This is a genomic window from Streptomyces sp. NPDC059828, from assembly GCF_042731955.1.
Classification (GTDB): Bacteria; Actinomycetota; Actinomycetes; order Streptomycetales; family Streptomycetaceae; genus Streptomyces.
The window spans coordinates 83,043-105,762 of sequence record NZ_JBHWIW010000013.1 but is presented as its reverse complement, the minus strand read 5'-3'; the positions used below and the strand labels follow the sequence as shown (position 1 = coordinate 105,762).

Sequence of the window (22,720 nt, the reverse complement as noted above, 5' to 3'; positions counted from 1 at the left end):
AGGGAACAAGTGTTCTATTCTGTGGTCAGTGCTACCGAGGAGGCGCCCCATGCGCTGGGACAATCTCGCCGACGATCCGCAGAACCACCGCCAGAACACCCGGAACGCGCCGCACACCGGGCCCGCCGCACCCGGGGAGACCGCGCTCTTCGGCATGGACGCGGTGACCACCCGCACCTTCGACACGCCCGAGTTCCGCGGCATCACCTTTCACGAGATCCGCGCCCGCTCGATCCTCAACCGGGTACCCGGGGCCTCACGCATGCCGTTCGAGTGGACGGTGAATCCCTACCGTGGCTGCACCCACGCATGTGTCTACTGCTTCGCCCGCAAGACCCACGGCTATCTGGACCTCGACACCGGGATCGGCTTCGACAGCCAGATCATCGTCAAGATCAACGCCCCCGAGCTGCTCCGCCGTCAGCTGGCCTCGGCCCGCTGGCAGGGCGCCCACATCGCGATGGGTACCAACGTCGACTGCTACCAGCGGGCCGAGGGGCGCTACCAGCTGATGCCGGGGATCATCGGCGCCCTGCGCGACTACGCGAACCCGTTCTCGATCCTCACCAAGGGGACGCTGATCCTGCGGGATCTGGATCTGCTGCTCGAGGCCGCCGCGGTCACCGACGTCGGTATCTCCGTGTCGGTCGGCTTCGTCGACCGGGCGCTGTGGCGCTCGGTGGAGCCCGGCACGCCCTCTCCGGACCGGCGCCTGGACGTGGTCCGGACGCTGACGGACCACGGGATCGGTTGCGGGGTGCTGATGGCTCCGGTCATCCCCTTCCTGAGCGACCATCCGGACCAGCTGCGGGCGACCGTGCGGGCCATCGCGGCGGCTGGTGCGACGTCCGTGACGCCGCTGGTACTGCATCTGCGGCCCGGGGCGCGCGAGTGGTTCATCGCCTGGCTCGGCAGGGAGCATCCCCACCTGGTGCGGCGCTACGAGCGGCTGTACGCGGAGGGGGCGTACGCGCCCACGTGGTACCAGCGGAGGATCACCCGCTACGTCCACGAGCTGGCCACCGAGTTCGGCATCGGCCCGGCACAGCGCGGGACACCGCGGCGGATCCCGGCGCCCGACAAGACCGCCCCGGCCGCAGCGGCGCCGACGGATCCGGGCGCCACCCAGCTCAGCCTCCTCTGAATCCATCGCCTCCCTCGCGGCTCCTGAATCAAACGGGTCAACTCCGCGCCGCACACGTCCGCGAGCACCGGAATGCGGGAAGCCCTCGCGCAGGGGGCAGGCGCTCGGCCGTACCCCTGCCGCCACATGGGGAGACCGCATGGACAGACGCACCGCACACACCGCAGCGCTGCTCGCCGCAGGGGCGGTGGTGGGCTCACTGGCGGTCGCCCTGCCGTCCGCGGCGACGAACGCGACGAACGCGACGAACGCAGCAAACCCAACAAACGCTGCCACACGGCCGCAGCCCCGGCAGTCGGATGCCCTCGCCTGGCGAAGCTGTGCCACGAAGGCGTATCCACGGCTCGAGTGCTCCCAGGTGCCGGTGCCGCTCGACCATGCGCGACCAGGCGGCAGGAAGATCACGATCGCGCTGTCGCGGGTGCGCCACACGGACCCGGCCTTCCAAGGGCCGCTCCTGGTCAACCCGGGAGGCCCGGGGGCGAGCGGGCTGCACCTGGCGGGGTACGTGGCGACGTCGCTGCCGGCGAAGGTCTCCGCCCAGTACGACGTGATCGGCTTCGATCCCCGCGGGGTGGGCGCCTCCACACCCGCGCTCACCTGCCGGCCGGGCCACTTCGCCCCGGTGCGTCCCGACCCGGTGCCGCGTACGGTGTCCGACGAGTCGGCGCAGCTCGCCCGAGCCCGGGCCTTCGCCCGGGAGTGCGGGCGGAAGTACCCGGACCTGCTTCCCCATCTGAGTACCGTGAACGCGGCGAAGGACATGGACCTGATCCGGGCCGCCCTCGGCGCCGAGCGGATCAGCTACTTCGGCTACTCGTACGGCACCTACCTGGGCGCCGTCTACGCCAGGCAGTTCCCGCACCGGGTGCGGCGGGCGGTGCTCGACTCGGTGGTGGACCCGGATGGCGTCTGGTACGAGGACAACCTCGGCCAGGACCTCGCCTTCGACTCACGCCACAAGGCCTTCGCCGCCTGGGTGGCCCGGCATCATGCGACCTACCGGCTGGGCACCGATCCGGCCGGCGTCGAGGCGGCGTGGTACACCATGCGGGAGGCGCTGCGCCGGGCGCCGGCGGGTGGGAAGGTCGGTCCCGGCGAGCTGGAGGACACCTTCCTGCCGGGCGGATACGACAACCGCTACTGGCCACGGCTCGCCGACGCCTTCGCGGCGTACGCCCTCCATGGCAGGACCCAGCCGCTGCTCGACGCCTACAGGGCACTCGGCGCGGTGGACAGCAAGGGCGAGAACGGCTACTCCGTCTATACGGCGGTGGAGTGCCACGACGCACCGTGGCCCCGGTCCTGGCCGGCCTGGCGCGCCGACAACACCGCGATCCACGCCAAGGCACCGTTCTTCACCTGGAGCAACGCCTGGTACAACGCTCCCTGCGCGTTCTGGCCTGTCGCGTCACTCGGACCGGTGGACGTGGCGAACACCGCGCTGCCCCCGGTGCTGCTCTTCCAGGCGACCGACGATGCGGCGACGCCCTTCGAAGGTGCCGTCACCATGCATCGCAAGCTGCACGGCTCGCGCCTGGTCGTCGAGCGCGGCGGCGGCAATCACGGGATCAGCCTGAGCGGGAACGCCTGCCTCGACCGGTATCTGACGGACTACCTAGCCACCGGCGCGCTGCCTCCGGCTGTCCCTGGCGATGCGGCGGACGCCTTCTGCGCGGCCAGGCCGGAACCCGAGCCCCCGGCTGCGCAGGCCGCCGGGGAGGACAAGTCCAGCGGCAGGGAAGGGACGCAGATGACGGGGGGAGCGCTGCACGGGCTGCACGGGCTGGGAATCCCCGGTCGCGGAGTCTGACGCGCGTGCTCCGCCGGGCGCCTGCGCCAGAATGGCGCGATGGACACCCATCTGACCCATGTGCACGCGCCCGACGGCGTGTTCCCCGCGTCCGCCTACACGCACGTCGTCGCGGGAACGGGCCGCTTCGTCGCCGTATCCGGTCAGATCGCCCTGGACGAGGAGGGGGAACTGGTCGGCGAGGGCGACCCCGCCGCCCAGGCCCGGCAGGTCTTCGAGAATCTGCGCCGCTGCCTTGCCTCGGTGGGCGCCGGGTTCCCGGACGTGGTGAAGCTGACGTACTTCCTGACCGACATGGCGCACCTGCCCGCGGTACGCGACGCCCGGGACGCGTATCTCGACCGCGACCGGCTGCCGGCGAGCTCCGCGGTGCAGGTCGGCTCGCTGGTCGACCCCCGGTTGCTGATGGAGGTCGAGGCCTTCGCGATCGTCCCGGACGGCGACCGGTAGGCCACACGGCTCAGGGCAGCCGTCCGAGCGCGGCGGAGGCGGCGGCCGACAGCCTCGGGTGGGTGCGGGCGGCCTCCAGGACCGGGCGGGCGCGCTCGTCCGCGAGCGCGCCCAGGCCCTCGACGCAGGCGAGGGCCACCCGCCAGTGGGGGTCGCCGGGGGTCAGCCTCCGGCCCAGTGTGGTGATCAGGGCCGGAGCGGATTCGGGCGCCCGCAGTGCGGCGAGCAGGCGTACGGGTGCGAGGGCGTAGGCGACGCGCAGTTCATTGGTGGCGAGTGCGGCGGCGGCCCGGGCGGTGCGGGGGTCGCCGAGCCGGGTCAGTGCGTGGGCGGCGGAGACACAACGCCCCGGGTCGCGGTGGTTGAGCAGCAGCACGAGGGACTCGAAGGCGCGGCGGTCCCCGGCGCAGCCGAGCCTGAAGGCGGCGATCTCGCGGGCCCATAAGGGGCGTTGGGTCTCGGTGAGCACGGCGGCCAGCGCGTCGGAATCCTCGGTGGCGGTCAGCCGCAGGTGCAGTTCCTCGTCGGCCGGCCCTGACAGCTCTTCCCGGGTGCGCAGCGCCAGGTCCTCGAGATCGGCGTCCATGAGGGGCAGCGTAGGCCCGCCGGAGGGGTCGACGGGCCGGAACGGCCGCAGCCGGGCGCCGGCGATCATCCGGCCGCAGCGGCGCAGATCACATCGCCTGCTCCCGACGAAGGGCTGGCGCGCTCGTTACCCGCCAGTTAAGCTCAGGTGAGCGGGTACCACCCGTTCGACTCCCGGTGGCCTGGTGACGCAGCCACCGAGAGGTATCCCGTGCCGGACGGCACGCGGAGTTGTCGGTTCGGCAGTACGGCGCGACCCCGGGACAGGGTCCGTCTCCTCTCCACCGCGCCCGCCGCGGTGACACCACGACACACATCGCCGCGCGCTCGCATCCCTCGTGTTCGCCGCTCGCGCGCTCTCCCTCAGTCGTCACTCATTTCTGGAGTCCCGTGATGGACACCCCTCTCTCTTCCCCCGCATCCCTCTCGACCATCGCCGTCGTCGGCCTCGGCACCATGGGCACCGGCATCGCCGAGGTCCTGGCCCGCTCCGGCCGCGAGGTCATCGGTATCGACATCAGCGACACCGCCGCCCGCCACGCGGTCGCCACGCTCGAGGCAGCCACGGCCCGCGCGGTGGAGCGTGAGCGGATCACGGAGGAGGAGCGCCGGAACATCCTCGCGCGTTTCCGCACCTTCTCCGATCTCCAGGCGGCGGCCGATGCGGACCTCGTGATCGAGGTCGTCAACGAGGACTACGAGACCAAGCAGCAGGTGTTCCGCGCGCTCGACGGCATCGTCCGCCCCGAGACGATCCTCGCCACCGGCACCAACGCGCTGTCCGTCACCCGGCTCGCCGCCGACTCGGCCCAGCCCGAGCGGGTCCTCGGTCTGCACTTCTTCAACCCGGCCCCCGCGATGAAGCTGGTCGAGGTGGTCTCCTCGGTGCTGACGGCCCCGAAGGCGATCGAAGCGGTCACCGCGCTGGCCCGCGACCTGGGCAAGGAGCCCGTCGCGGTCGGCGACCGGCCCGGTTTCGTCGCCGACGGGCTGCTTTTCGGCTACCTCAACCAGGCCGCTGCCATGTACGAGGCGAAGTACGCCTCCCGCGAGGACATCGACGCCGCGATGAAGCTGGGCTGCGGGCTGCCGATGGGCCCGCTGGCGCTGCTCGACCTGATCGGCATCGACACGGCCCGTACGGTGCTCGACGCCATGTACTCCGAGTCCCACGACCGCTTGCACGCCCCCGCGCCGATCCTGAAGCAGCTCAGCGAAGCGGGCCTGACGGGCCGCAAGTCGGGCCGTGGCTTCTACACCTACGAGGCGCCGGACAGCGGCACGGTGGTGCGGGACGCGCTCACCCCGCCGGAGACCGCGCAGGCCTCGGGCGGGCGCCAGGTGAGCTCGGTCGGCGTCGCCGGCTCCGGCACCATGGCCAGCGGTATCGCCGAGGTCTTCGCCAAGGCGGGCTACGCGGTCGTCCTGGCCGCCCGCAGCCTGGAGAAGGCCGAGACGGCCAAGGACCGTATCGCCAAGTCGCTTTCGCGCTCCGTCGACAAGGGCCGCATGACGGCCGAGGTGCGGGACGAGACGCTGGACCGGATCACCCCGGCCGGTTCCCTGGACGCCTTCTCCGATGTCGATCTGGCGTTGGAGGCCGTGGCCGAGGACCTGGAGATCAAGCAGCAGCTGTTCGGCACCTTCGACAAGATCTGCAAGCCGGGCGCGGTGCTGGCCACCACCACCTCCTCGCTGCCGGTCGTGGCCTGTGCGCGTGCCACCTCGCGGCCCCAGGACGTGATCGGCATGCACTTCTTCAACCCGGCTCCGGCGATGAAGCTGGTCGAGGTGGTCCGCACCGTCCTGACCGCGGACGATGTGCACGCCACCGTCCGCGAGGTCACCGCGAAGATCAAGAAGCACCCGGTGGACTGCGGTGACCGTGCGGGCTTCATCGTCAACGCGCTGCTGTTCCCCTACCTCAACAACGCGATCAAGATGGTCCAGGAGCACTACGCGACCCTGGACGACATCGACACCGCGATGAAGCTGGGCGGCGGCTACCCGATGGGTCCCTTCGAACTGCTCGACGTGGTCGGCCTCGATGTCTCGCTCGCCATCGAGAAGGTGCTGCACCGCGAGTTCCGTGATCCGGGTCTGGCGCCCGCTCCGCTGCTGGAGCACCTGGTGGCCGCGGGCTGCCTGGGCCGCAAGACGGGTCGCGGCTTCCGCGAATATGCCCGGCGCTGATTCCGGCCGCGCACAGGGGACGGGCTGGGGCGGGCTGCTCGACGGCACGGGCAGCTCGTCCCCGCAGGAGCGGCCCCCTGAGCAGATGCAGTACGTTCAGATCATGTCCCAGCCCGCTGACGCTCCCCGACGGCCTTCCAGGTCCGCCTCTTCCGCACCCGACGCCCCGGAAAGCGCCGCCGGCAGCCGCGCCGCCGCCCAGCGCCTCAAGATGCGGCGGGAACTGGCCACGGCGGCCATGGAATTGTTCGCGACCAAGGGGTACGAGGCGACGACCGTCGACGAGATCGCCGCGACGGCCGGGGTCGCACGCCGGACCTTCTTCCGGCACTTCCGCTCCAAGGAAGAGGCGATCTTCCCGGATCATGACGACACCCTGGTGCGCGCGGAGGCGGTGCTCAACGCCGCACCGCCGCACGAGCATCCGCTGGACACCGTGTGCCGCGGCATCAAGGAAGTCATGAAGATGTACGCGTCGTCGCCGGCGGTCTCCGTCGAGCGCTACCGCCTCACGCGCGAGGTGCCCACGCTGCGTGAGCGTGAGATCGCCTCCGTGGCCCGGTACGAGCGGCTGTTCACCCGCTATCTGCTCGGGCACTTCGACGAGCGGGACCACCACACGGGCAATGACGACCCTCTGCTGGCCGAGGTGGCCGCCTCCGCCGTCGTCACGGCGCACAACCACGTGCTGCGCCGCTGGCTGCGGGCGGGGGGCCAGGGCGATGTGGAGGCCCAGCTCGACCACGCCTTCGACATCGTCCGCGAGACCTTCGGGTCGGGCATCGGGGCAGGGCGCACCGGCACCGAGCGCGCCCCCGCGGCCGCGGCCCGGGTGGAGTCTGCGGGACCCGAGGTGCTGGTGGCGGTGGCCCGCACGGACGCCCCGCTGCCCGAGGTGATGCGCACCATCGAGCAGGCACTCAGACAGAGGTGACCGCCGGGAAACAGCGGGGTCTCACAAGATTCACCGCATGGATTTTTACGAACGCACATGGTGACGGCCGCCCTTCGGGGCGGCCGTTTTCGCTGTTCAGGAGACCGATTCGATCGATCATCGCTCATATGTAATCAACGGATTGCATCTGAGTGAAATTCTTGGCACCCAGTGTCTTGCGGCCTGGCACGGGGTGCCATACGTTGAGGGTGTCCGGGCGGCCGGCGTGCAGACAACTGTCGTACGCCGGCTGTCCCCGCAAGCCACCCGGCTCGCGCGCCCGGACGCCTGCGTCACAGGCACCTCACGCGCCCACCCGGCGCCGCCGAAGCACCACCCCGCCGAACCGACGGCACACCTCCACAGCAGCACATCCCGACGTAACCCTCAGCGTTCGCCATCGAGCGTTTCTCCCCCGGACTCCGGCCGGGGGGACCCCCTGGAGGCATCACCGTGAAGGAAATCCTGGACGCGATCCAGTCGCCGGACACCACGTCCGCCGACTTCGCCGCACTCCCGCTCCCCGAGTCGTACCGTGCGGTGACCGTGCACAAGGACGAGGCCGAGATGTTCGCGGGCCTCACCACCCGCGAGAAGGACCCGCGGAAGTCCCTGCACCTGGACGAGGTCCCGCTTCCCGAGCTCGGCCCCGGTGAGGCGCTCGTCGCCGTGATGGCGAGCTCCGTCAACTACAACTCGGTGTGGACCTCGATCTTCGAGCCGGTCTCGACCTTCGGCTTCCTGGAGCGCTACGGGCGTCTCTCCGAGCTCACCAAGCGCCACGACCTGCCGTACCACATCATCGGCTCCGACCTGGCGGGCGTCGTGCTGCGCACCGGCCCCGGCGTGAACGCCTGGAACGCCGGTGACGAGGTCGTCGCGCACTGCCTCTCCGTCGAGCTGGAGTCCTCGGACGGCCACAACGACACGATGCTCGACCCCGAGCAGCGCATCTGGGGCTTCGAGACCAACTTCGGCGGACTGGCCGAGATCGCCCTCGTGAAGTCCAACCAGCTGATGCCGAAGCCCAAGCACCTGAGCTGGGAGGAGGCGGCGGCGCCGGGCCTGGTGAACTCCACCGCGTACCGCCAGCTGGTCTCGCGGAACGGCGCGGGCATGAAGCAGGGCGACAACGTGCTGATCTGGGGCGCCAGCGGCGGCCTCGGCTCCTACGCCACCCAGTTCGCGCTGGCCGGCGGCGCCAACCCGATCTGCGTCGTCTCCAGCGAGCAGAAGGCGGACATCTGCCGCTCGATGGGCGCCGAGGCGATCATCGACCGCAGCGCCGAGGGCTACAAGTTCTGGAAGGACGAGCGCACCCAGGACCCGAAGGAGTGGAAGCGCTTCGGCAAGCGCATCCGCGAGTTCACCGGCGGCGAGGACATCGACATCGTCTTCGAGCACCCGGGCCGCGAGACCTTCGGCGCCTCCGTGTACGTCACCCGCAAGGGCGGCACCATCACCACCTGCGCCTCGACCTCGGGCTACATGCACGAGTACGACAACCGCTACCTGTGGATGTCGTTGAAGCGGATCATCGGCTCGCACTTCGCGAACTACCGCGAGGCGTGGGAGGCCAACCGCCTGATCGCCAAGGGCAAGATCCACCCGACCCTGTCCAAGGTCTACTCCCTGGAGGAGACCAGTCAGGCCGCTCACGACGTGCACCGCAACGTGCACCAGGGCAAGGTCGGCGTGCTGTGCCTGGCCCCGGAGGAGGGCCTGGGCGTGCGCGACGAGGAGATGCGCGCCAAGCACATCGACGCCATCAACCGCTTCCGGAACATCTGAGCGAGCCAGAGGTCCATCAGATGACAGAGCGTCAGATCGCCAACGGGCGACAGCCGAAGGACCGGCCGTGGCTCATGCGGACGTACGCCGGCCACTCCACGGCCGAGGCGTCCAACGAGCTGTACCGGCGCAACCTGGCCAAGGGCCAGACCGGTCTCTCGGTCGCGTTCGACCTGCCGACCCAGACCGGCTACGACCCCGACCACATCCTCGCCCGCGGCGAGGTCGGCCGGGTCGGGGTCCCGGTCTCGCACCTCGGTGACATGCGGCGGCTGTTCCAGGACATCCCCCTGGACCAGATGAACACCTCGATGACCATCAACGCCACCGCCATGTGGCTGCTGGCGCTCTACCAGGTGGTCGCGGAGGAGCAGGGTGCCGACATCACCAAGCTCCAGGGGACGACGCAGAACGACATCGTCAAGGAGTACCTGTCGCGCGGGACGCATGTCTTCCCGCCCGGGCCCTCCCTGCGTCTCACCACCGACATGATCACCTACACGGTGGCGAACATCCCCAAGTGGAACCCGATCAACATCTGCAGCTACCACCTCCAGGAGGCCGGGGCCACCCCTGTCCAGGAGATCGCGTACGCGATGTCCACCGCGATAGCCGTGCTGGACGCGGTACGCGACTCCGGACAGGTGCCGCAGGAGAAGTTCGGTGATGTCGTCGCCCGTATCTCCTTCTTCGTGAACGCGGGCGTCCGCTTCATCGAGGAGATGTGCAAGATGCGCGCCTTCGGCCGCATCTGGGAGAAGGTGACCAGCGAGCGCTACGGCATCGAGAACCCCAAGCAGCGCCGCTTCCGCTACGGCGTCCAGGTCAACTCGCTCGGGCTGACCGAGGCGCAGCCGGAGAACAACGTCCAGCGCATCGTGCTGGAGATGCTGGCAGTGACCCTCTCCAAGGACGCCCGCGCCCGCGCCGTACAGCTTCCGGCGTGGAACGAGGCCCTGGGTCTGCCCAGGCCCTGGGACCAGCAGTGGTCGCTGCGTATCCAGCAGGTGCTCGCGCACGAGAGCGATCTCCTGGAGTACGAGGACATCTTCGCGGGCTCCCATGTCATCGAGGCCAAGGTGGACGCCCTGGTCGCGGAGTCGCTCGCCGAGATCGACCGGATCCAGGAGATGGGCGGCGCGATGGCCGCCGTCGAGTCCGGCTACCTCAAGTCGCAGCTGGTCTCCTCGCACGCCGAGCGGCGGGCCAGGATCGAAGGCGGCGAGGAGAAGATCGTCGGGGTCAACATCTTCGAGACCACCGAGGCCAACCCGCTCACCTCGGACCTCGACACCGCGATCATGACGGTCGACCCGGCCAACGAGGCGCGTGTCGTCGCCAAGCTCCACCAGTGGCGCGACGACCGCGACGAGAACCGCGCCCAGGAGGCCCTGGCGGCCCTGAAGGCGGCCGCGGCCGGCGACACCAACCTGATGGCGGCCACCGTCGAGTGCGCCCGAGCGGGCGTCACCACCGGCGAGTGGGCCTGGGCCCTGCGGGATGTCTTCGGCGAGTTCCGCGCTCCGACGGGCGTCTCGTCCGCGCCGGTCGCGGTGACCGCCGAGGAGGGCACCCCGATGGCCCACGTCCGCGAGAAGGTGTCCCGTACCGCCGACGAGCTCGGCGCGGGACGGCTGCGGCTCCTCGTCGGCAAGCCTGGTCTGGACGGCCACTCCAACGGCGCCGAGCAGATCGCCGTGCGCGCGCGTGACGCGGGCTTCGAGGTGGTCTACCAGGGCATCCGGCTGACGCCGGAGCAGATCGTCAACGCCGCGCTGGCCGAGGACGTGCACTGCGTGGGCCTGTCGATCCTGTCGGGCTCGCACGCCGAGCTGGTGCCTGACGTACTGCGGCGCCTGCGCGAGGCCGGCGCGTCCGACATCCCGGTGATCGTGGGCGGGATCATCCCGAACAGCGACGCCGAGGATCTGAAGCGTGCGGGTGTGGCCGCCGTCTTCACACCGAAGGACTTCGGTATCACCGAGATCATCGGACGTATCGTCGACGAGATCCGGAAAGCGAACAAGCTCGACCCCGTGGAGGTCCCCGCATGACCAGCCCCGTGAACCGTCTGCGGCCGCGCCGCTCCTGCCTCGCGGTCCCCGGTTCGAATCCGCGCTTCCTCGAGAAGGCCCAGGGCCTGCCCGCCGACCAGGTCTTCCTCGACCTGGAGGACGCGTGTGCGCCGCTGGCCAAGCCCGAGGCCCGGCACACCATCGTGAAGTTCCTGAACGAGGGTGACTGGACCGGCAAGACGCGTGTCGTGCGGGTGAACGACTGGACGACGCAGTGGACGTACCGCGATGTCGTGACGGTCGTCGAGGGTGCGGGCCAGAACCTCGACTGCATCATGCTGCCGAAGGTCCAGAACGCCGAGCAGATCGTCGCCCTGGACCTGCTGCTGACGCAGATCGAGAAGACGATGGGCTTCGAGGTCGGCAAGATCGGCATCGAGGCGCAGATCGAGAACGCCCAGGGCCTCAACAACGTCAACGCGATCGCCCAGGCCTCGCCGCGCGTGGAGACCATCATCTTCGGCCCGGCCGACTTCATGGCGTCCATCAACATGAAGTCCCTGGTCGTGGGTGAGCAGCCGCCCGGTTACCCGGCGGACGCCTACCACTACATCCTGATGAAGATCCTGATGGCCGCCCGCGCCAACAACCTCCAGGCGATCGACGGCCCCTACCTCCAGATCCGCAACATCGACGGCTACCGCGCGGTCGCCCAGCGCGCCGCCGCGCTGGGCTTCGACGGCAAGTGGGTGCTGCACCCGGGCCAGGTCGAGGCGTCCAACGAGATCTTCTCGCCCTCCCAGGAGGACTACGACCACGCCGAGCTGATCCTGGACGCGTACGACTACTACACGTCCGAGGCGGGTGGCAAGAAGGGCTCCGCGATGCTCGGCGACGAGATGATCGACGAGGCGAGCCGCAAGATGGCCCTGGTCATCTCCGGCAAGGGCCGGGCCGCCGGCATGCAGCGCACCACGAAGTTCGAGATCCCGGAGGCCTGAGCAGCATGCAGTTCGGACGCACATACGAGGAGTTCGAGGTCGGTGCCGTCTACAAGCACTGGCCCGGAAAGACGGTCACGGAGTACGACGACCACCTCTTCTGTCTGCTGACCATGAACCACCACCCCCTCCACATGGACACCAACTATGCGGAGAAGACGACGGACTTCGGCAAGAACGTCGTGGTGGGCAACTACATCTACTCGCTGCTGCTCGGCATGTCCGTACCGGACGTCTCCGGCAAGGCGATCGCCAACCTGGAGATCGAGTCGCTGAAGCACGTGGCGCCGACCTTCCACGGCGACACGATCTACGGCGAGACCACGGTGCTGGACAAGTGGCCGTCGAAGTCCAAGGACGACCGCGGCATCGTCTACGTCGAGACCAAGGGCTACAAGCAGGACGGCACGCTCGTGTGCGTCTTCCGCCGCAAGGTGATGGTCCCCACCGAGACGTACATCAAGGAGCGCGGCGGCGAGCAGCCCGGCCGCCCCGAACTGAAGCAGCAGGAGAAGTAGCCATGGCCCGACTCGCCCAGACCGCCGGTCTGACCGATGTCCAGCAGGAGATCCTGAGCACCGTCAGGGACTTTGTCGACAAGGAGATCATTCCGGTCGCGACCGGGCTGGAGCACCGGGACGAGTACCCGCAGCAGATCGTCGACGGGCTCAAGGAGCTCGGACTGTTCGGTCTGATGATCCCGGAGGAGTACGGGGGCCTGGGCGAGTCCCTGCTCACGTACGCGCTCTGCGTCGAGGAGATCGCCCGCGGCTGGATGTCCGTCTCGGGCATCATCAACACCCACTTCATCGTGGCGTACATGCTCAAGCAGCACGGCACCCAGGAGCAGAAGGACCACTTCCTGCCCCGGATGGCGGCAGGAGAGGTGCGCGGCGCGTTCTCGATGTCCGAGCCGGCTCTGGGCTCGGACGTGTCGGCGATCTCGTCGAAGGCGGTGAAGGACGGCGACGAGTACGTCCTGAACGGCCAGAAGATGTGGCTGACGAACGGCGGCTCGTCCACGCTGGTGGCCGTTCTGGTCCGCAGTGACGAAGGACACCCCGAGGGCACGGCCCCGCACAAGTCGATGACCACCTTCCTGGTCGAGAAGGAGCCCGGCTTCGGGGAGGTCCGCCCCGGCCTCACCATTCCCGGGAAGATCGACAAGATGGGCTACAAGGGTGTCGACACCACCGAGCTCATCATGGACGGACTGCGCATTCCGGCCAATCGTGTGCTCGGCGGCACCACCGGCCGTGGCTTTTACCAGATGATGGACGGCGTCGAGGTCGGCCGCGTGAACGTGGCGGCCCGTGGCTGCGGTGTCGCGCAGCGTGCCTTCGAGCTGGGCGTCTCATACGCCCAGCAGCGCAGCACCTTCGGCAAGCCGATCGCCCAGCACCAGGCCATTCAGTTCAAACTGGCCGAGATGGCTACCAAGGTCGAGGCCGCCCATGCCATGATGGTCAACGCAGCACGCAAAAAGGACTCCGGGGAGCGAAACGACCTGGAGGCAGGGATGGCGAAGTACCTCGCCTCCGAATACTGCAAGGAAGTCGTCGAGGACGCCTTCCGGATCCACGGCGGCTACGGCTTCTCCAAGGAGTACGAGATCGAGCGCCTCTACCGTGAGGCCCCGATGCTGCTGATCGGCGAAGGTACCGCCGAGATCCAGAAAATGATCATTGGCCGTCGGCTTCTCGAGGAGTACCGACTCCAGGGCTGAATGTCGTTTCTGAGTCGGTTCGGCCGCGAAGAAGATCACACCGAGTCATCTTCTTCCGGCCGCCGACTCGACTTCCGGCTTGCCCAGTTGCGGTGCGCAACCGATACCATCTCCGGAAAGCCGCCGACAGCTGCCCGTCCCCGTGTTCTGCCAGCGCGGCATCATCCGCTACGAAGGTCATCCATGCCCCACAGCCAAACCTCTGCACCTCGCGACAGCCGCTTCGGCGTACGCATTGCGCGCGGAGCATCGCCGTGGCTTCTGCCGACCGTCGCGACCGCGGCCCTGAGCCTGGTGCGTGCGCGCCGGTCGAAGCGTGCCGCGGCCATCGCCGTGCCCACCACCGCGCTCGCGGCGGGCATGCTGTGGTTCTTCCGCGACCCCGAGCGCGAGATCGCCCAGGGCCGGGTCATCTCCCCTGCCGACGGCGTGGTGCAGAGCATCATGCCGTGGAAGGACGGGCGGACCCGCGTCGCCATCTTCATGAGCCCGCTGAACGTCCACGTGAACCGCGCCCCACTCGCCGGGACGGTCACGTCCGTCGAGCATGTGCCCGGTGGATTCGTTCCCGCCTTCAACAAGGAGAGCGAGAACAACGAGCGTGTGATCTGGCATTTCGACACCGAGCTGGGTGATATCGAGATGGTCCAGATCGCCGGCGCCGTGGCGCGCCGCATCGTCCCGTACCTTCCCCAGGGCACGAAGGTCGAGCAGGGTGACCGCATCGGTCTGATCCGCTTCGGCTCGCGCGTCGACATCTACCTCCCCGAGGGTGTGGAAGTCGCGGTCGAGGTCGGCCAGACCACAACCGCGGGGGTGACTCGCATTGACCGTGATTGATCCCGACACACAGGCGGGCTGGGTCCCGGAGGCGGATGCCTTCGAGACCGAGTCCGGCTCCGGGGCCGCGGACGAAGCGGAGGAGATGCCGCTCTCGCTGCGGCTGTCGATAGCGGACACGCTCACGCTCGGTAACGCGACCTGTGGATTCATGGCGGTGTACTTCACCACCACCGGGATCCTCATCCCGCACCTCGTCGGCAGCGGCGAGAGCGGCATGGCGCGGCACTCCGCCGCGACGGCCGTGATCCTGATGCTGTGCGCCGCGGTCTTCGACCTCTTCGACGGGATCGTGGCCCGCAAGCTGCGCAGCTCGCCGATGGGTGCCGAGCTGGACAACCTGTCCGACCTGATCAGCTTCGGGCTGGCCCCGGCGTACTTCGTGCTGGTCTACGGCATGGTCGCCGACGACGCCCATCAGAAGGTCTCGGCACTGGCCGCGATCGTGGTGCTGCTGGCGGTGGTGCTGCGGCTGGCGCGCTTCTCGTGCGTCACGCTGAAGGACGGCATGTTCCAGGGCATGCCGAGCCCCTTCGGCGCGCTGACGGTGGTCTCGATCGTGCTGTTGGAGCTGCCCTTCATCCCGACCCTGCTGGCGATCATCGGCACGGCGTGGCTGATGGTGAGCCGGGTCGAGTACCCGAAGCCGCGGGGCAAGCTGGCGGTGGCGATGCTCAGCTGGATCGTGGGAGCCATGGGCCTGCTGGCCGCTTGGGCGTTCGACGCCCCGGGCGGTCAGCTGCTGCTCCAGACCGGCTGCGCGCTCCAGATCGTGCTGGCGGCGACGATCCCGCTGTTCGCCACGGCGCGGCGGGTGAACACCTTCCGCGACAACCGCCGCGAGGCGCGGGCTTCGGCGCAGCTGCCGTAGCGCTCGTCGGGGACAGACCGGGAAGGCCCCGGGTGCGAGTGATCGCACCCGGGGCCTTCGTCGTGTTTCCACCCCGGCGGGCGGCCGTGACCCGGTTCAGACCGCCTGGGCGGGCAGCGCCAGGCTCGCCCACACGGCCTTGCCCAGGGGCGGGGTGAGGGACCAGGACCAGCTCTCACTGAGGGCGTCCACCAAGGCGAGCCCGCGGCCACCGGGCGCCCAGGGCGCCGGGGACTGGAGCCGGGGCTGGGGACGAGGTGGCGCGGTGCTCGGGTCGGTCAGGGTGCAGACCACGTGACCGGGCTGGAGGTAGAGGCCCAGCCAGAGCGGATAGCCGTCCTGTGCCGCGGGCCCGGGCTCGAGCGCGTGCCGGACGGCGTTGGTCACCAGTTCACCGGCGACCAGCGCCATGTCGGGGACGAGTGCCGCCAGTCCCCAGCCGCGCAGGGTGACATCGACGAACCGGCGCGCCTGGCGTGCGTTCCGGGGGTGGCCGTCGAGGCCGCAGGCGGCGAAGTTGTCCGCCCCGAAGCCGTGCTCCAGGTGGAGCTCTGGACCCGACGGTGAGCGTTCACGCGTCGGATTCATGCCGATTGCCCCGGATGGACGCCGGTCAGCGCAGTCGGAGGTGGTGCTCGCACTGGTTGACATGTAAATCGTCACTGGTCATGTCCCCCTGAAAGCTTCGGTGTTCGACGCTGCGGCGGCGGATGCGGAACGAGTATTGTCGAGTGCGCGCCGAAAATGCAATTGCACCTGGGATTGCACTGGCTGATTCCAGGGTGACCCTACCCACCGGCACAAACCGACGAAAAGGGGTTCAAGGACATGGAGTTCTCCAATGGCATGCGGGCTGACGCACTGACGCCGGCGACCTGGATCAAGAGCACTCACAGCAACGCCACCGGGAACTGCGTGGAGCTGGCCACGCTCCCGGACGGCAGCATCGCCATGCGCAACTCCCGTGATCCGCACGGACCGGCGCTGATCTATACGCGTGACGAGCTCGCGGCCTTCGTCGCGGGCGCCCGGGATGGCGACTTCGACGCCATGATTGTCTGAATCCCAACGGGAAGCGGCCCACGCACCCATGGCTCACGTCCGCCCGTGCGGGATAGTGTCAACGTCCTCCCCTCATCCGCAGGAGCATGCGATGGCCGCAGCAGAACCGAGCACGCCGTTGTTCATGAGTCCGCTGGGCGCGGTCGAGGGAAATCCGACCGCTCTGAAGCTGATTCTGGGCGGCAAGCTGCGTGAACTGCGGGTAGGCGCGGGGCTCGACCCCTCCGCGGTCGACACCCGGCTCGGGTTCTCGCGCTCCAAGACCAGCCGCATAGAACTCGGGCGCCACGGCTGCAAGCCCGCGGACGCCCTGGCCCTGCTGAATCTCTACGGAGTGGGCGACGAGGTCCGCGTCTCCGAGTTCCTGCGGCTGGTGGAGCAGTCCCGCCGGACGGACTGGTGGCACTCCTTCAGCGACGTCCTGTCCGACTTCTTCACCCCGCTGGTCTCCCTGGAGGGCGCGGCGTCGACCATCCGGACCTACGAGCCGTTCTACGTGCCGGGACTGCTCCAGACCGAGGAGTACGCACGGGCGGTGATCCAGTCAGGCCCTGCCCGGCTGTACGCGCATGAAGTGCACCGCAGGGTCGATCTGCGCCGGGAACGCCAGCGGCAGCTCGCACAGACCGACGGTCCCCGGCTGTGGGCGGTGATCGACGAGTCCGTACTGATGCGCACCGTCGGTGGCCCCGAGGTCATGCGCGGACAGCTCGGCCATCTCCTCGAGATGACGAGTCAGCCCCGGATCACCTTGCAGGTGGCCCCGCTGTCCGTCACGGCATCGGTCGGCGTGGGCACCGGTCTGACCTATCTTCGTTTCGCGCTGCGCGACTTGAAGGACGCCGTCTACATCGAGCATCTGACGGACAGCACCTTCAGCCAGAAGCCGCAGGTCGTGGAGCAGTACCGCGACATGATGGACCGGATCGGAGCGTGTGCGCTCACACCCCGGGAGACGCGTGACCTGATCATGGAGCGCATCAGCGCTCTGTGACGTCCCGTCTTTCCCCGGCCTCGGGGCCGGGGAAACGGGAGAACGGGGAAGCGGGGACGTTCTCCGGCGATGCCGGGCCTCACACGAGCCGGCCGACGCCGCCCCACTCGATCCACTCGTCGGTCTGCTGCACCGGGGCAAGGTCGTTGTCCGGCCGCCAGTTGGACACTTCCACCAGTCCCGGCTCCAGGATCTGCAAGCCCTTGAGGTACGCGGCGACTTCGTGCTCCTCGCGCACCCTGCCCCAGTGCCCGCCCGTTGCCTCCGCCATGAAGTCGGTGACGAACTTACGGATCTCGGGCCGGTCGCTGACGAGCTGACACACCACCAGGAAGCTTCCCGGCACGAGTCGTTCGGCAACCCCGCGTACCAGGGCGGCCGGATCGGACTCGTCCGGAATGCAGTGCATCACGGAGACGAACAGCGCGGCGACCGGCTGGTTGAAGTCTATGAGCCGGGTGGTCTCCGCATGTCCGAAGATGGCTTCGGTGTCCCGCATATCGGCCTGAATGACCGCGGTGCGGTCGTTCTCCTCGAGCAACGCACGGCCGTGCGCCAGCACGATCGGGTCGTTGTCGACGTAGACGACCCGCGACTCCGGGGCCACGGCCTGGGCGACCTGGTGGACGTTGTCCTGGGTCGGCAGCCCGGACCCGTGGTCGATGAACTGCCGCACACCGTAGTCGTTGGCCAGCGTCCGGACGACACGCTGGAGGAACCGGCGGTTGTTGACGGCCAACACCTTGGTACTGGGCACCTGTTTGAGGAGCTCGACACAAGCGTCCCGGTCGGACTGGTAGTTGTCGTCACCTCCCAGGAGGTAGTCGTACATCCGTGCCACGCTCGGCACGTTGGTGTCGATGGCGTCCGGGCGCCACGACTCGCGTTGCATCCAGTCCTCATTCACGTCAGGGGTAATCGGAATCTGAGAGATGCACATGCTAGGGAGGCGCGGGGAGCCGGTACAGGTGGTTCACAAGGCCGGGAAGGACCAGGGACGTCTTTCGGCCATCGCGGGCACGTACGGCCACGACGGGGAGACAGCCGGTGACACGAGTGGGCCGGTACCGGAAAGGTCCGGACGCTACGAGGGCCGGGGCGACGCCTCCAGCAGGAAGTCCCGCGCGATGTGCTCCGCCGCCCGTTCCAGCAGCGGACCCGCCTGTGCCATGCACACCGCCGCGTCGGGTTCCAGTTCCTGCAGCGGGTAGGCGCGCCGGATACCGGCCCCGCCGAGTGCCTCCCGGGTGAGCGCCAGCCGGCCGCAGACCGCGACGACGTCCTTGCCCGCGGCGCGGGCCGCCGCGGCCACCCCCGCCGGGGCCTTGCCATGCAGGGTCTGCTCGTCCAGCGAGCCTTCGCCGGTGATCACCAAGGTGGCCCTTTCCAGCGCCCGGCCGAAGCCCAGGATGTCGAGCATCACCTCGATACCCGGCCGGAAGCACGCCCCGAGCGCCACCAGGGCCCCGTATCCGATGCCCCCGGCCGCCCCCGCTCCGGGGGCATCGGCCGCCTCGGGGCCGAGGACCGACGCGTAGTGGGCCAGTGCCCGATCCAGCACGGCGACATCCGCGGGCGAGGCACCCTTCTGCGGGCCGAACACCGCGGGCGCGCCTTTCGGCCCGGTCAGCGGGTTGTCCACATCGCTGGCGAGAATCAGCTCGACGTCCCGGAAACGGTCGTCAAGCCCGGACATATCCGCGGTCACCAGCTGGCCGAGAGCGCCTCCGCCCGGTCCGACCGGCTCGCCGCCGGCGTCCAGGAAGCGCGCGCCCAGCGCGGCGAGCATCCCGGCCCCGCCGTCCGTCGTCGCGCTGCCGCCGACACCGAAGACGATCGTCCTCGCCCCGGCGTCGAGCGCCGCGCGGAGCAGCTCGCCCGATCCGTAGGTCGTCGAGGTGAGCGGCGCGAAGACCCCGTCGGGCAGGTGCTGGAGCCCGGAGGCCTCCGCCATCTCGACCACGGCCGTGGTGCCGCGCAGGGCGTAGGCCGCGGTGAGCGGCTCACCGAGGGGCCCGGTCACCGCCGCCTCGCGGCGCTCGAAGCCGGCCGCGACCGCTGCCGCGACCGTGCCGTCGCCGCCGTCCGCGACGGGAAGGGCCTCCACAGGGAGCCCGGGGACCACCCGTCGTAGCCCCGCCGTCACTCGCTCCGCCACCTGCACGGCCGTGAGTGAGCCTTTGAACTTGTCCGCCGCGACAAGAACATGCGCGGCGGTAACTGCTCCGTTCGTCACCTTGCTATCCCTTGCTATCGAACAGGCAGTCGCGCCGCCCCGACCCTATCCGCACCCCCTGGCGGGTGCCACCCCTCGAAAACCGTGGCTGCCGTGCCGCCGGAACCGGGTACACCCGAGGCATGACACCTTCAGTCACGAGGACCGCCGACCGCATCCTCGGCGGCTGGCTCGGCCGGATCGCCGGAAACATGCTCGGCAAGCCCATCGAGCGCGGTGACTACTGGACCCGGGACCGCATCGACCGCTACCTCCGGCTCACCCACGCCCTGCCGCTGACCGACTACCTCCCCGAGCCGCCACCCGGTGCGGACGGCTTCGAGCTGCGCCCGGACTGGCGCGGTTGCGTCCGAGGCCGGATCCACGGCAGCTGCCGGGACGACGACGTGGACTACAGCATCCTCGGTCTCCACCTCCTGGAGACCCATGGCTTCGCCTTCACCACCGAACAGGTGGGAGAGCTGTGGCTGCTGCGGCTCCCGTACCTCCAGACGTTCACGGCCGAGCGGGCGGCGTACCGCAATCTGACCGCCGGTCTGAAGCCACCGCTCACCGCCACGCACCACAACCCGCACCAGGAGTGGATCGGTGCGCTGATCAGGGCGGATGTCTTCGGCTGGACCAGCCCCGGCGATCCGGTGCGCGCCGCCTCCCTCGCCCGCCGCGACGCCGTGCTGTCGCACACCGGCAACGGTGTGTACGGGGCGATGTGGGCTGCCGGCATGGTCGCCGCTGCCTTCACGGCAGCCGATGCCCGCGAGGCCGTCGAGACCGGGCTCGATCGCATCCCCGCGAGCTGCCGTCTGGCGCGTGCGGTGCGCCGCACGATCGCCCTGTTCGACAGCGGCCTGTCGTGGTCGGACGCACTGGACACGCTGGCCGGGGAGACGGGCGGACTCGGCTGGATCCACACCGTCCCCAACGCCGCGGTCATCACCGCGGGGCTGCTGTACGGATCCGGGGACTTCAGCGCCACGGTGGCGCTCACCGTGCGCGGCGGTCTCGACACGGACTCCAACGGAGCGACGGCGGGCTCCGTGGCGGGCGTGCTGTGCGGGGCGTCGGGCATCCCACCCCGGTGGACCCGCCCGCTGGAGGACCGGGTGAGCAGTGCGGTGTTCGGCTTCGACGGAGCGAGGATCAGCGAACTGGCCAACAGGACCGCCCGGTTGGCGTCGCTGCGACCAGCCGGTCGGCACAGCGTCCAGGCCGTGTAGGGGAGACAGCGACGGGTGCCGGCCCACGCTGCGAGGATGGCGCCATGTTCCTGGTCTCCCCCTGCACGGCAGACGACCCCGCCCTGCGTTCCCTGGTCGACGCGATGACGGCGGAGCTGGTGCCCGTGTACGGGCTCCCTCCGGACGCGCGCCCCGCTCCGATGGCCCCGGAAGCCCGGTTCCTGCTGGTCCGGTGTGACGGCGAGGCGATGGGCTGCTGTGCCGTGCAGCCGGCCGGGCCGGGGGTGTGCGAGCTGAAACGGATGTTCGTGTCCCCGGCCGCCCGGGGTACGGGAGCCGCCGGCGCGCTGCTCGCACATGCCGAGCAGCTCGCCTCGGCGCTGGGCGCCGGTCGGATGCGGCTGGAGACCGGAGTCCGGCAGCCCGCCGCGATGAGGCTGTACGAACGGTCCGGGTATCGCAGGGTCGCGAACTACCCGCCGCATGAGAGGGACCCGCTTTCGGCGTGCTACGAGAAGGGGTTGAGCGCAGAGCACTGAAGGGCTGTCGCGGGCGTGGACGAGCGCGCCGTCCGTATCTCGTGGGAACCGGTTAATCCGCTCGCGGCCGCCGCGCCCGGGTCCATACGCTCGGGGTATGACACTCGTGGCGATCCTCAGCGGTGCCGGTATCTCGACGGACTCCGGCATTCCCGACTACCGCGGGCCGAACGGGCTGTGGCGGCGCGATCCGGAAGCCGAGAAGCTGGTCACGTACGACTACTACATGGCCGATCCGGAGATCCGGCGCCGCTCCTGGCGCATGCGTCTCGACGGTCCGGTGCTGCGCGCCGAGCCGAACGCGGCGCATCGGGCCATCGCGGAGTTCGAGCGCGGCGGCAGCCCGGTCCGGGTGATCACACAGAACGTCGACGGGCTTCACCAGCTGGCCGGGGTTTCGGCGCGCAAGGTCCTCGAACTGCACGGCACCGCACGGTCGGTGGTGTGCACCGGCTGCCGGCTCCGCTCCTCGATGGCGGACGCACTGGAGCGGGTACGGGCGGGCGAGGCGGATCCGCCGTGCACCTCCTGCGGCGGGATCCTGAAGTCGGCGACGGTGATGTTCGGCCAGCCCCTCGATCCGGTGGTGCTGGGCGAGGCGATGGGGATCGCCAAGGCCTGCGAGGTCTTCATCGCGGTCGGGACCAGCCTCCAGGTACAGCCCGCCGCGTCGCTCGCGGGAATCGCGGCCGAGCACGGCGCCCGGCTGATCGTCGTCAACGCGGAGCCGACCCCGTACGACGAGCTCGCCGCCGAGGTCGTCCGCGAGCCCATCGGCACGGCGTTGCCTTCTCTGCTGAAGCGCCTGCGCTGAGCGCGTACCGTCCCGACCACGAGCGGATGTCAGAAGAGCGCGTCGTCGGGCGCTCCCCGCTCGAATGCCAGTAGCCGCTGCTTGCGGTCGAGCCCGCCACCGTAGCCGGTGAGGCTGCCCGATGACCCGATCACCCGGTGGCAGGGCACGATGATGCCGATCGGGTTTCTGCCGTTGGCGAGTCCGACGGCGCGTGAGGCGCCGGGGTTGCCGAGGGCGTCGGCGAGGTCGCCGTAGGAGCGGGTCTCGCCGTACGGGATCGCGCGGAGCTGGGCCCAGACGCTGCGCTGGAACGGTGTGCCGACCAGCTGCATCGGCAGGTCGAAGTGGGTCAGTTCGCCGGCGAAGTACGCGTCGAGCTGCCGCACGGTCTCGCCGAAGGGGCGGGGGTCGGGGGTGCCGAAGGTGTGCTCGGCGGGGCGGTGGCGCTGGCCGGTCATGTAGAGGCCGCTCAGTACGGAGTCCGTGGCGACGAGGGTGAGCGGACCGTACGGGCTGTCGACCACGGTGTGGGTGCGGGTCATGGTGGCGGGC

At 69.6% G+C, this 22,720-nt stretch carries 22 protein-coding genes; 17 read left to right on the top strand and 5 right to left on the bottom strand.

Going from position 1 to position 22,720, the window contains the following annotated elements:
- The first annotated feature begins 49 nt into the window (after positions 1 to 49).
- The 3 genes from ACFV6V_RS11235 to ACFV6V_RS11225 all read left to right on the top strand — a co-directional run bounded on the left by ACFV6V_RS11235 (position 50) and on the right by ACFV6V_RS11225 (position 3,407).
- Positions 50 to 1,144, top strand: a complete 1,095-nt coding sequence (locus ACFV6V_RS11235; protein WP_385562355.1) for an Rv2578c family radical SAM protein — start codon at positions 50 to 52, stop codon at positions 1,142 to 1,144.
- 139 nt (positions 1,145 to 1,283) lie between these two features.
- Positions 1,284 to 2,957 carry an alpha/beta hydrolase gene (locus tag ACFV6V_RS11230; protein ID WP_385562353.1) on the top strand — a complete coding sequence of 558 codons (1,674 nt, stop codon included), beginning with the start codon at positions 1,284 to 1,286 and terminating at the stop codon, positions 2,955 to 2,957.
- A gap of 39 nt (positions 2,958 to 2,996) precedes the next feature.
- Positions 2,997 to 3,407 (top strand): RidA family protein, encoded by a 411-nt coding sequence (locus ACFV6V_RS11225; protein WP_385562350.1) that lies wholly within the window; start codon positions 2,997 to 2,999, stop codon positions 3,405 to 3,407.
- 10 nt (positions 3,408 to 3,417) lie between these two features.
- Here ACFV6V_RS11225 and ACFV6V_RS11220 read toward each other — a convergent pair whose 3' ends face one another.
- Positions 3,418 to 3,993 carry a HEAT repeat domain-containing protein gene (locus tag ACFV6V_RS11220; RefSeq protein WP_385562348.1) on the bottom strand — a complete coding sequence of 192 codons (576 nt, stop codon included), beginning with the start codon at positions 3,991 to 3,993 and terminating at the stop codon, positions 3,418 to 3,420.
- A gap of 392 nt (positions 3,994 to 4,385) precedes the next feature.
- On the opposite strand from ACFV6V_RS11220, the gene ACFV6V_RS11215 reads away from it, so the two are divergent.
- From ACFV6V_RS11215 to pssA, 9 genes are all read left to right on the top strand, one after another.
- Positions 4,386 to 6,185: a 3-hydroxyacyl-CoA dehydrogenase family protein gene (locus ACFV6V_RS11215; RefSeq protein ID WP_385562346.1), complete on the top strand. Its 1,800-nt coding sequence runs from the start codon at positions 4,386 to 4,388 to the stop codon at positions 6,183 to 6,185.
- Positions 6,186 to 6,288: 103 nt separating this feature from the next.
- Positions 6,289 to 7,119, top strand: coding sequence for a TetR family transcriptional regulator (locus ACFV6V_RS11210; protein WP_385562343.1), 831 nt, complete (start codon positions 6,289 to 6,291; stop codon positions 7,117 to 7,119).
- Between the two features lie 453 nt (positions 7,120 to 7,572).
- Entirely contained in the window at positions 7,573 to 8,910 is a 1,338-nt protein-coding gene (gene ccrA, locus ACFV6V_RS11205) for a crotonyl-CoA carboxylase/reductase (protein WP_361282683.1), read from the top strand.
- A 20-nt stretch (positions 8,911 to 8,930) separates the two neighbouring features.
- Entirely contained in the window at positions 8,931 to 10,964 is a 2,034-nt protein-coding gene (locus ACFV6V_RS11200; RefSeq protein WP_385562340.1) for a protein meaA, read from the top strand.
- Positions 10,961 to 11,926 (top strand): HpcH/HpaI aldolase/citrate lyase family protein, encoded by a 966-nt coding sequence (locus ACFV6V_RS11195; RefSeq protein WP_385562337.1) that lies wholly within the window; start codon positions 10,961 to 10,963, stop codon positions 11,924 to 11,926. Before ACFV6V_RS11200 ends, ACFV6V_RS11195 begins: the two co-directional genes overlap by 4 nt.
- Before the next feature lie 5 nt (positions 11,927 to 11,931).
- Positions 11,932 to 12,444 carry a MaoC family dehydratase gene (locus ACFV6V_RS11190; RefSeq protein WP_361282689.1) on the top strand — a complete coding sequence of 171 codons (513 nt, stop codon included), beginning with the start codon at positions 11,932 to 11,934 and terminating at the stop codon, positions 12,442 to 12,444.
- 2 nt (positions 12,445 to 12,446) lie between these two features.
- Positions 12,447 to 13,652, top strand: a complete 1,206-nt coding sequence (locus ACFV6V_RS11185) for an acyl-CoA dehydrogenase family protein (RefSeq protein ID WP_385562334.1) — start codon at positions 12,447 to 12,449, stop codon at positions 13,650 to 13,652.
- A 183-nt stretch (positions 13,653 to 13,835) separates the two neighbouring features.
- Positions 13,836 to 14,492, top strand: coding sequence for a phosphatidylserine decarboxylase (locus ACFV6V_RS11180; RefSeq protein WP_361282693.1), 657 nt, complete (start codon positions 13,836 to 13,838; stop codon positions 14,490 to 14,492).
- Positions 14,479 to 15,363 carry a CDP-diacylglycerol--serine O-phosphatidyltransferase gene (pssA, locus tag ACFV6V_RS11175; protein WP_385562331.1) on the top strand — a complete coding sequence of 295 codons (885 nt, stop codon included), beginning with the start codon at positions 14,479 to 14,481 and terminating at the stop codon, positions 15,361 to 15,363. The genes ACFV6V_RS11180 and pssA overlap by 14 nt, the downstream gene beginning before the upstream one ends.
- Positions 15,364 to 15,459: 96 nt before the next feature.
- Here pssA and ACFV6V_RS11170 read toward each other — a convergent pair whose 3' ends face one another.
- Positions 15,460 to 15,951, bottom strand: coding sequence for an ATP-binding protein (locus ACFV6V_RS11170; RefSeq protein ID WP_385562329.1), 492 nt, complete (start codon positions 15,949 to 15,951; stop codon positions 15,460 to 15,462).
- A gap of 240 nt (positions 15,952 to 16,191) precedes the next feature.
- Here ACFV6V_RS11170 and ACFV6V_RS11165 point away from each other — a divergent pair, with 240 nt between their 5' ends.
- Positions 16,192 to 16,425 (top strand): DUF397 domain-containing protein, encoded by a 234-nt coding sequence (locus ACFV6V_RS11165; protein WP_361282699.1) that lies wholly within the window; start codon positions 16,192 to 16,194, stop codon positions 16,423 to 16,425.
- Positions 16,426 to 16,516: 91 nt separating this feature from the next.
- Entirely contained in the window at positions 16,517 to 17,419 is a 903-nt protein-coding gene (locus ACFV6V_RS11160; protein WP_385562325.1) for a helix-turn-helix domain-containing protein, read from the top strand.
- A gap of 79 nt (positions 17,420 to 17,498) precedes the next feature.
- On the opposite strand, the gene ACFV6V_RS11155 is transcribed toward ACFV6V_RS11160, so the two are convergent.
- Together ACFV6V_RS11155 and ACFV6V_RS11150 are read right to left on the bottom strand one after the other, a co-directional pair.
- On the bottom strand, positions 17,499 to 18,311 hold the full coding sequence (locus ACFV6V_RS11155; RefSeq protein ID WP_385562320.1) for an SAM-dependent methyltransferase: 813 nt from the start codon (positions 18,309 to 18,311) through the stop codon (positions 17,499 to 17,501).
- Between the two features lie 192 nt (positions 18,312 to 18,503).
- Positions 18,504 to 19,655 (bottom strand): glycerate kinase, encoded by a 1,152-nt coding sequence (locus ACFV6V_RS11150; RefSeq protein WP_385562317.1) that lies wholly within the window; start codon positions 19,653 to 19,655, stop codon positions 18,504 to 18,506.
- Between the two features lie 122 nt (positions 19,656 to 19,777).
- Here ACFV6V_RS11150 and ACFV6V_RS11145 point away from each other — a divergent pair, with 122 nt between their 5' ends.
- The 3 genes from ACFV6V_RS11145 (at position 19,778) to ACFV6V_RS11135 (ending at position 22,186) form a co-directional block, all read left to right on the top strand.
- Positions 19,778 to 20,872 carry an ADP-ribosylglycohydrolase family protein gene (locus ACFV6V_RS11145; protein WP_385562315.1) on the top strand — a complete coding sequence of 365 codons (1,095 nt, stop codon included), beginning with the start codon at positions 19,778 to 19,780 and terminating at the stop codon, positions 20,870 to 20,872.
- Between the two features lie 44 nt (positions 20,873 to 20,916).
- On the top strand, positions 20,917 to 21,372 hold the full coding sequence (locus ACFV6V_RS11140; protein WP_385562312.1) for a GNAT family N-acetyltransferase: 456 nt from the start codon (positions 20,917 to 20,919) through the stop codon (positions 21,370 to 21,372).
- A gap of 97 nt (positions 21,373 to 21,469) precedes the next feature.
- On the top strand, positions 21,470 to 22,186 hold the full coding sequence (locus tag ACFV6V_RS11135) for an NAD-dependent deacetylase (RefSeq protein ID WP_385562309.1): 717 nt from the start codon (positions 21,470 to 21,472) through the stop codon (positions 22,184 to 22,186).
- Positions 22,187 to 22,215: 29 nt separating this feature from the next.
- Here ACFV6V_RS11135 and ACFV6V_RS11130 read toward each other — a convergent pair whose 3' ends face one another.
- Positions 22,216 to 22,710, bottom strand: a complete 495-nt coding sequence (locus ACFV6V_RS11130; RefSeq protein ID WP_385562306.1) for a methylated-DNA--[protein]-cysteine S-methyltransferase — start codon at positions 22,708 to 22,710, stop codon at positions 22,216 to 22,218.
- Positions 22,711 to 22,720: the final 10 nt, after the last annotated feature.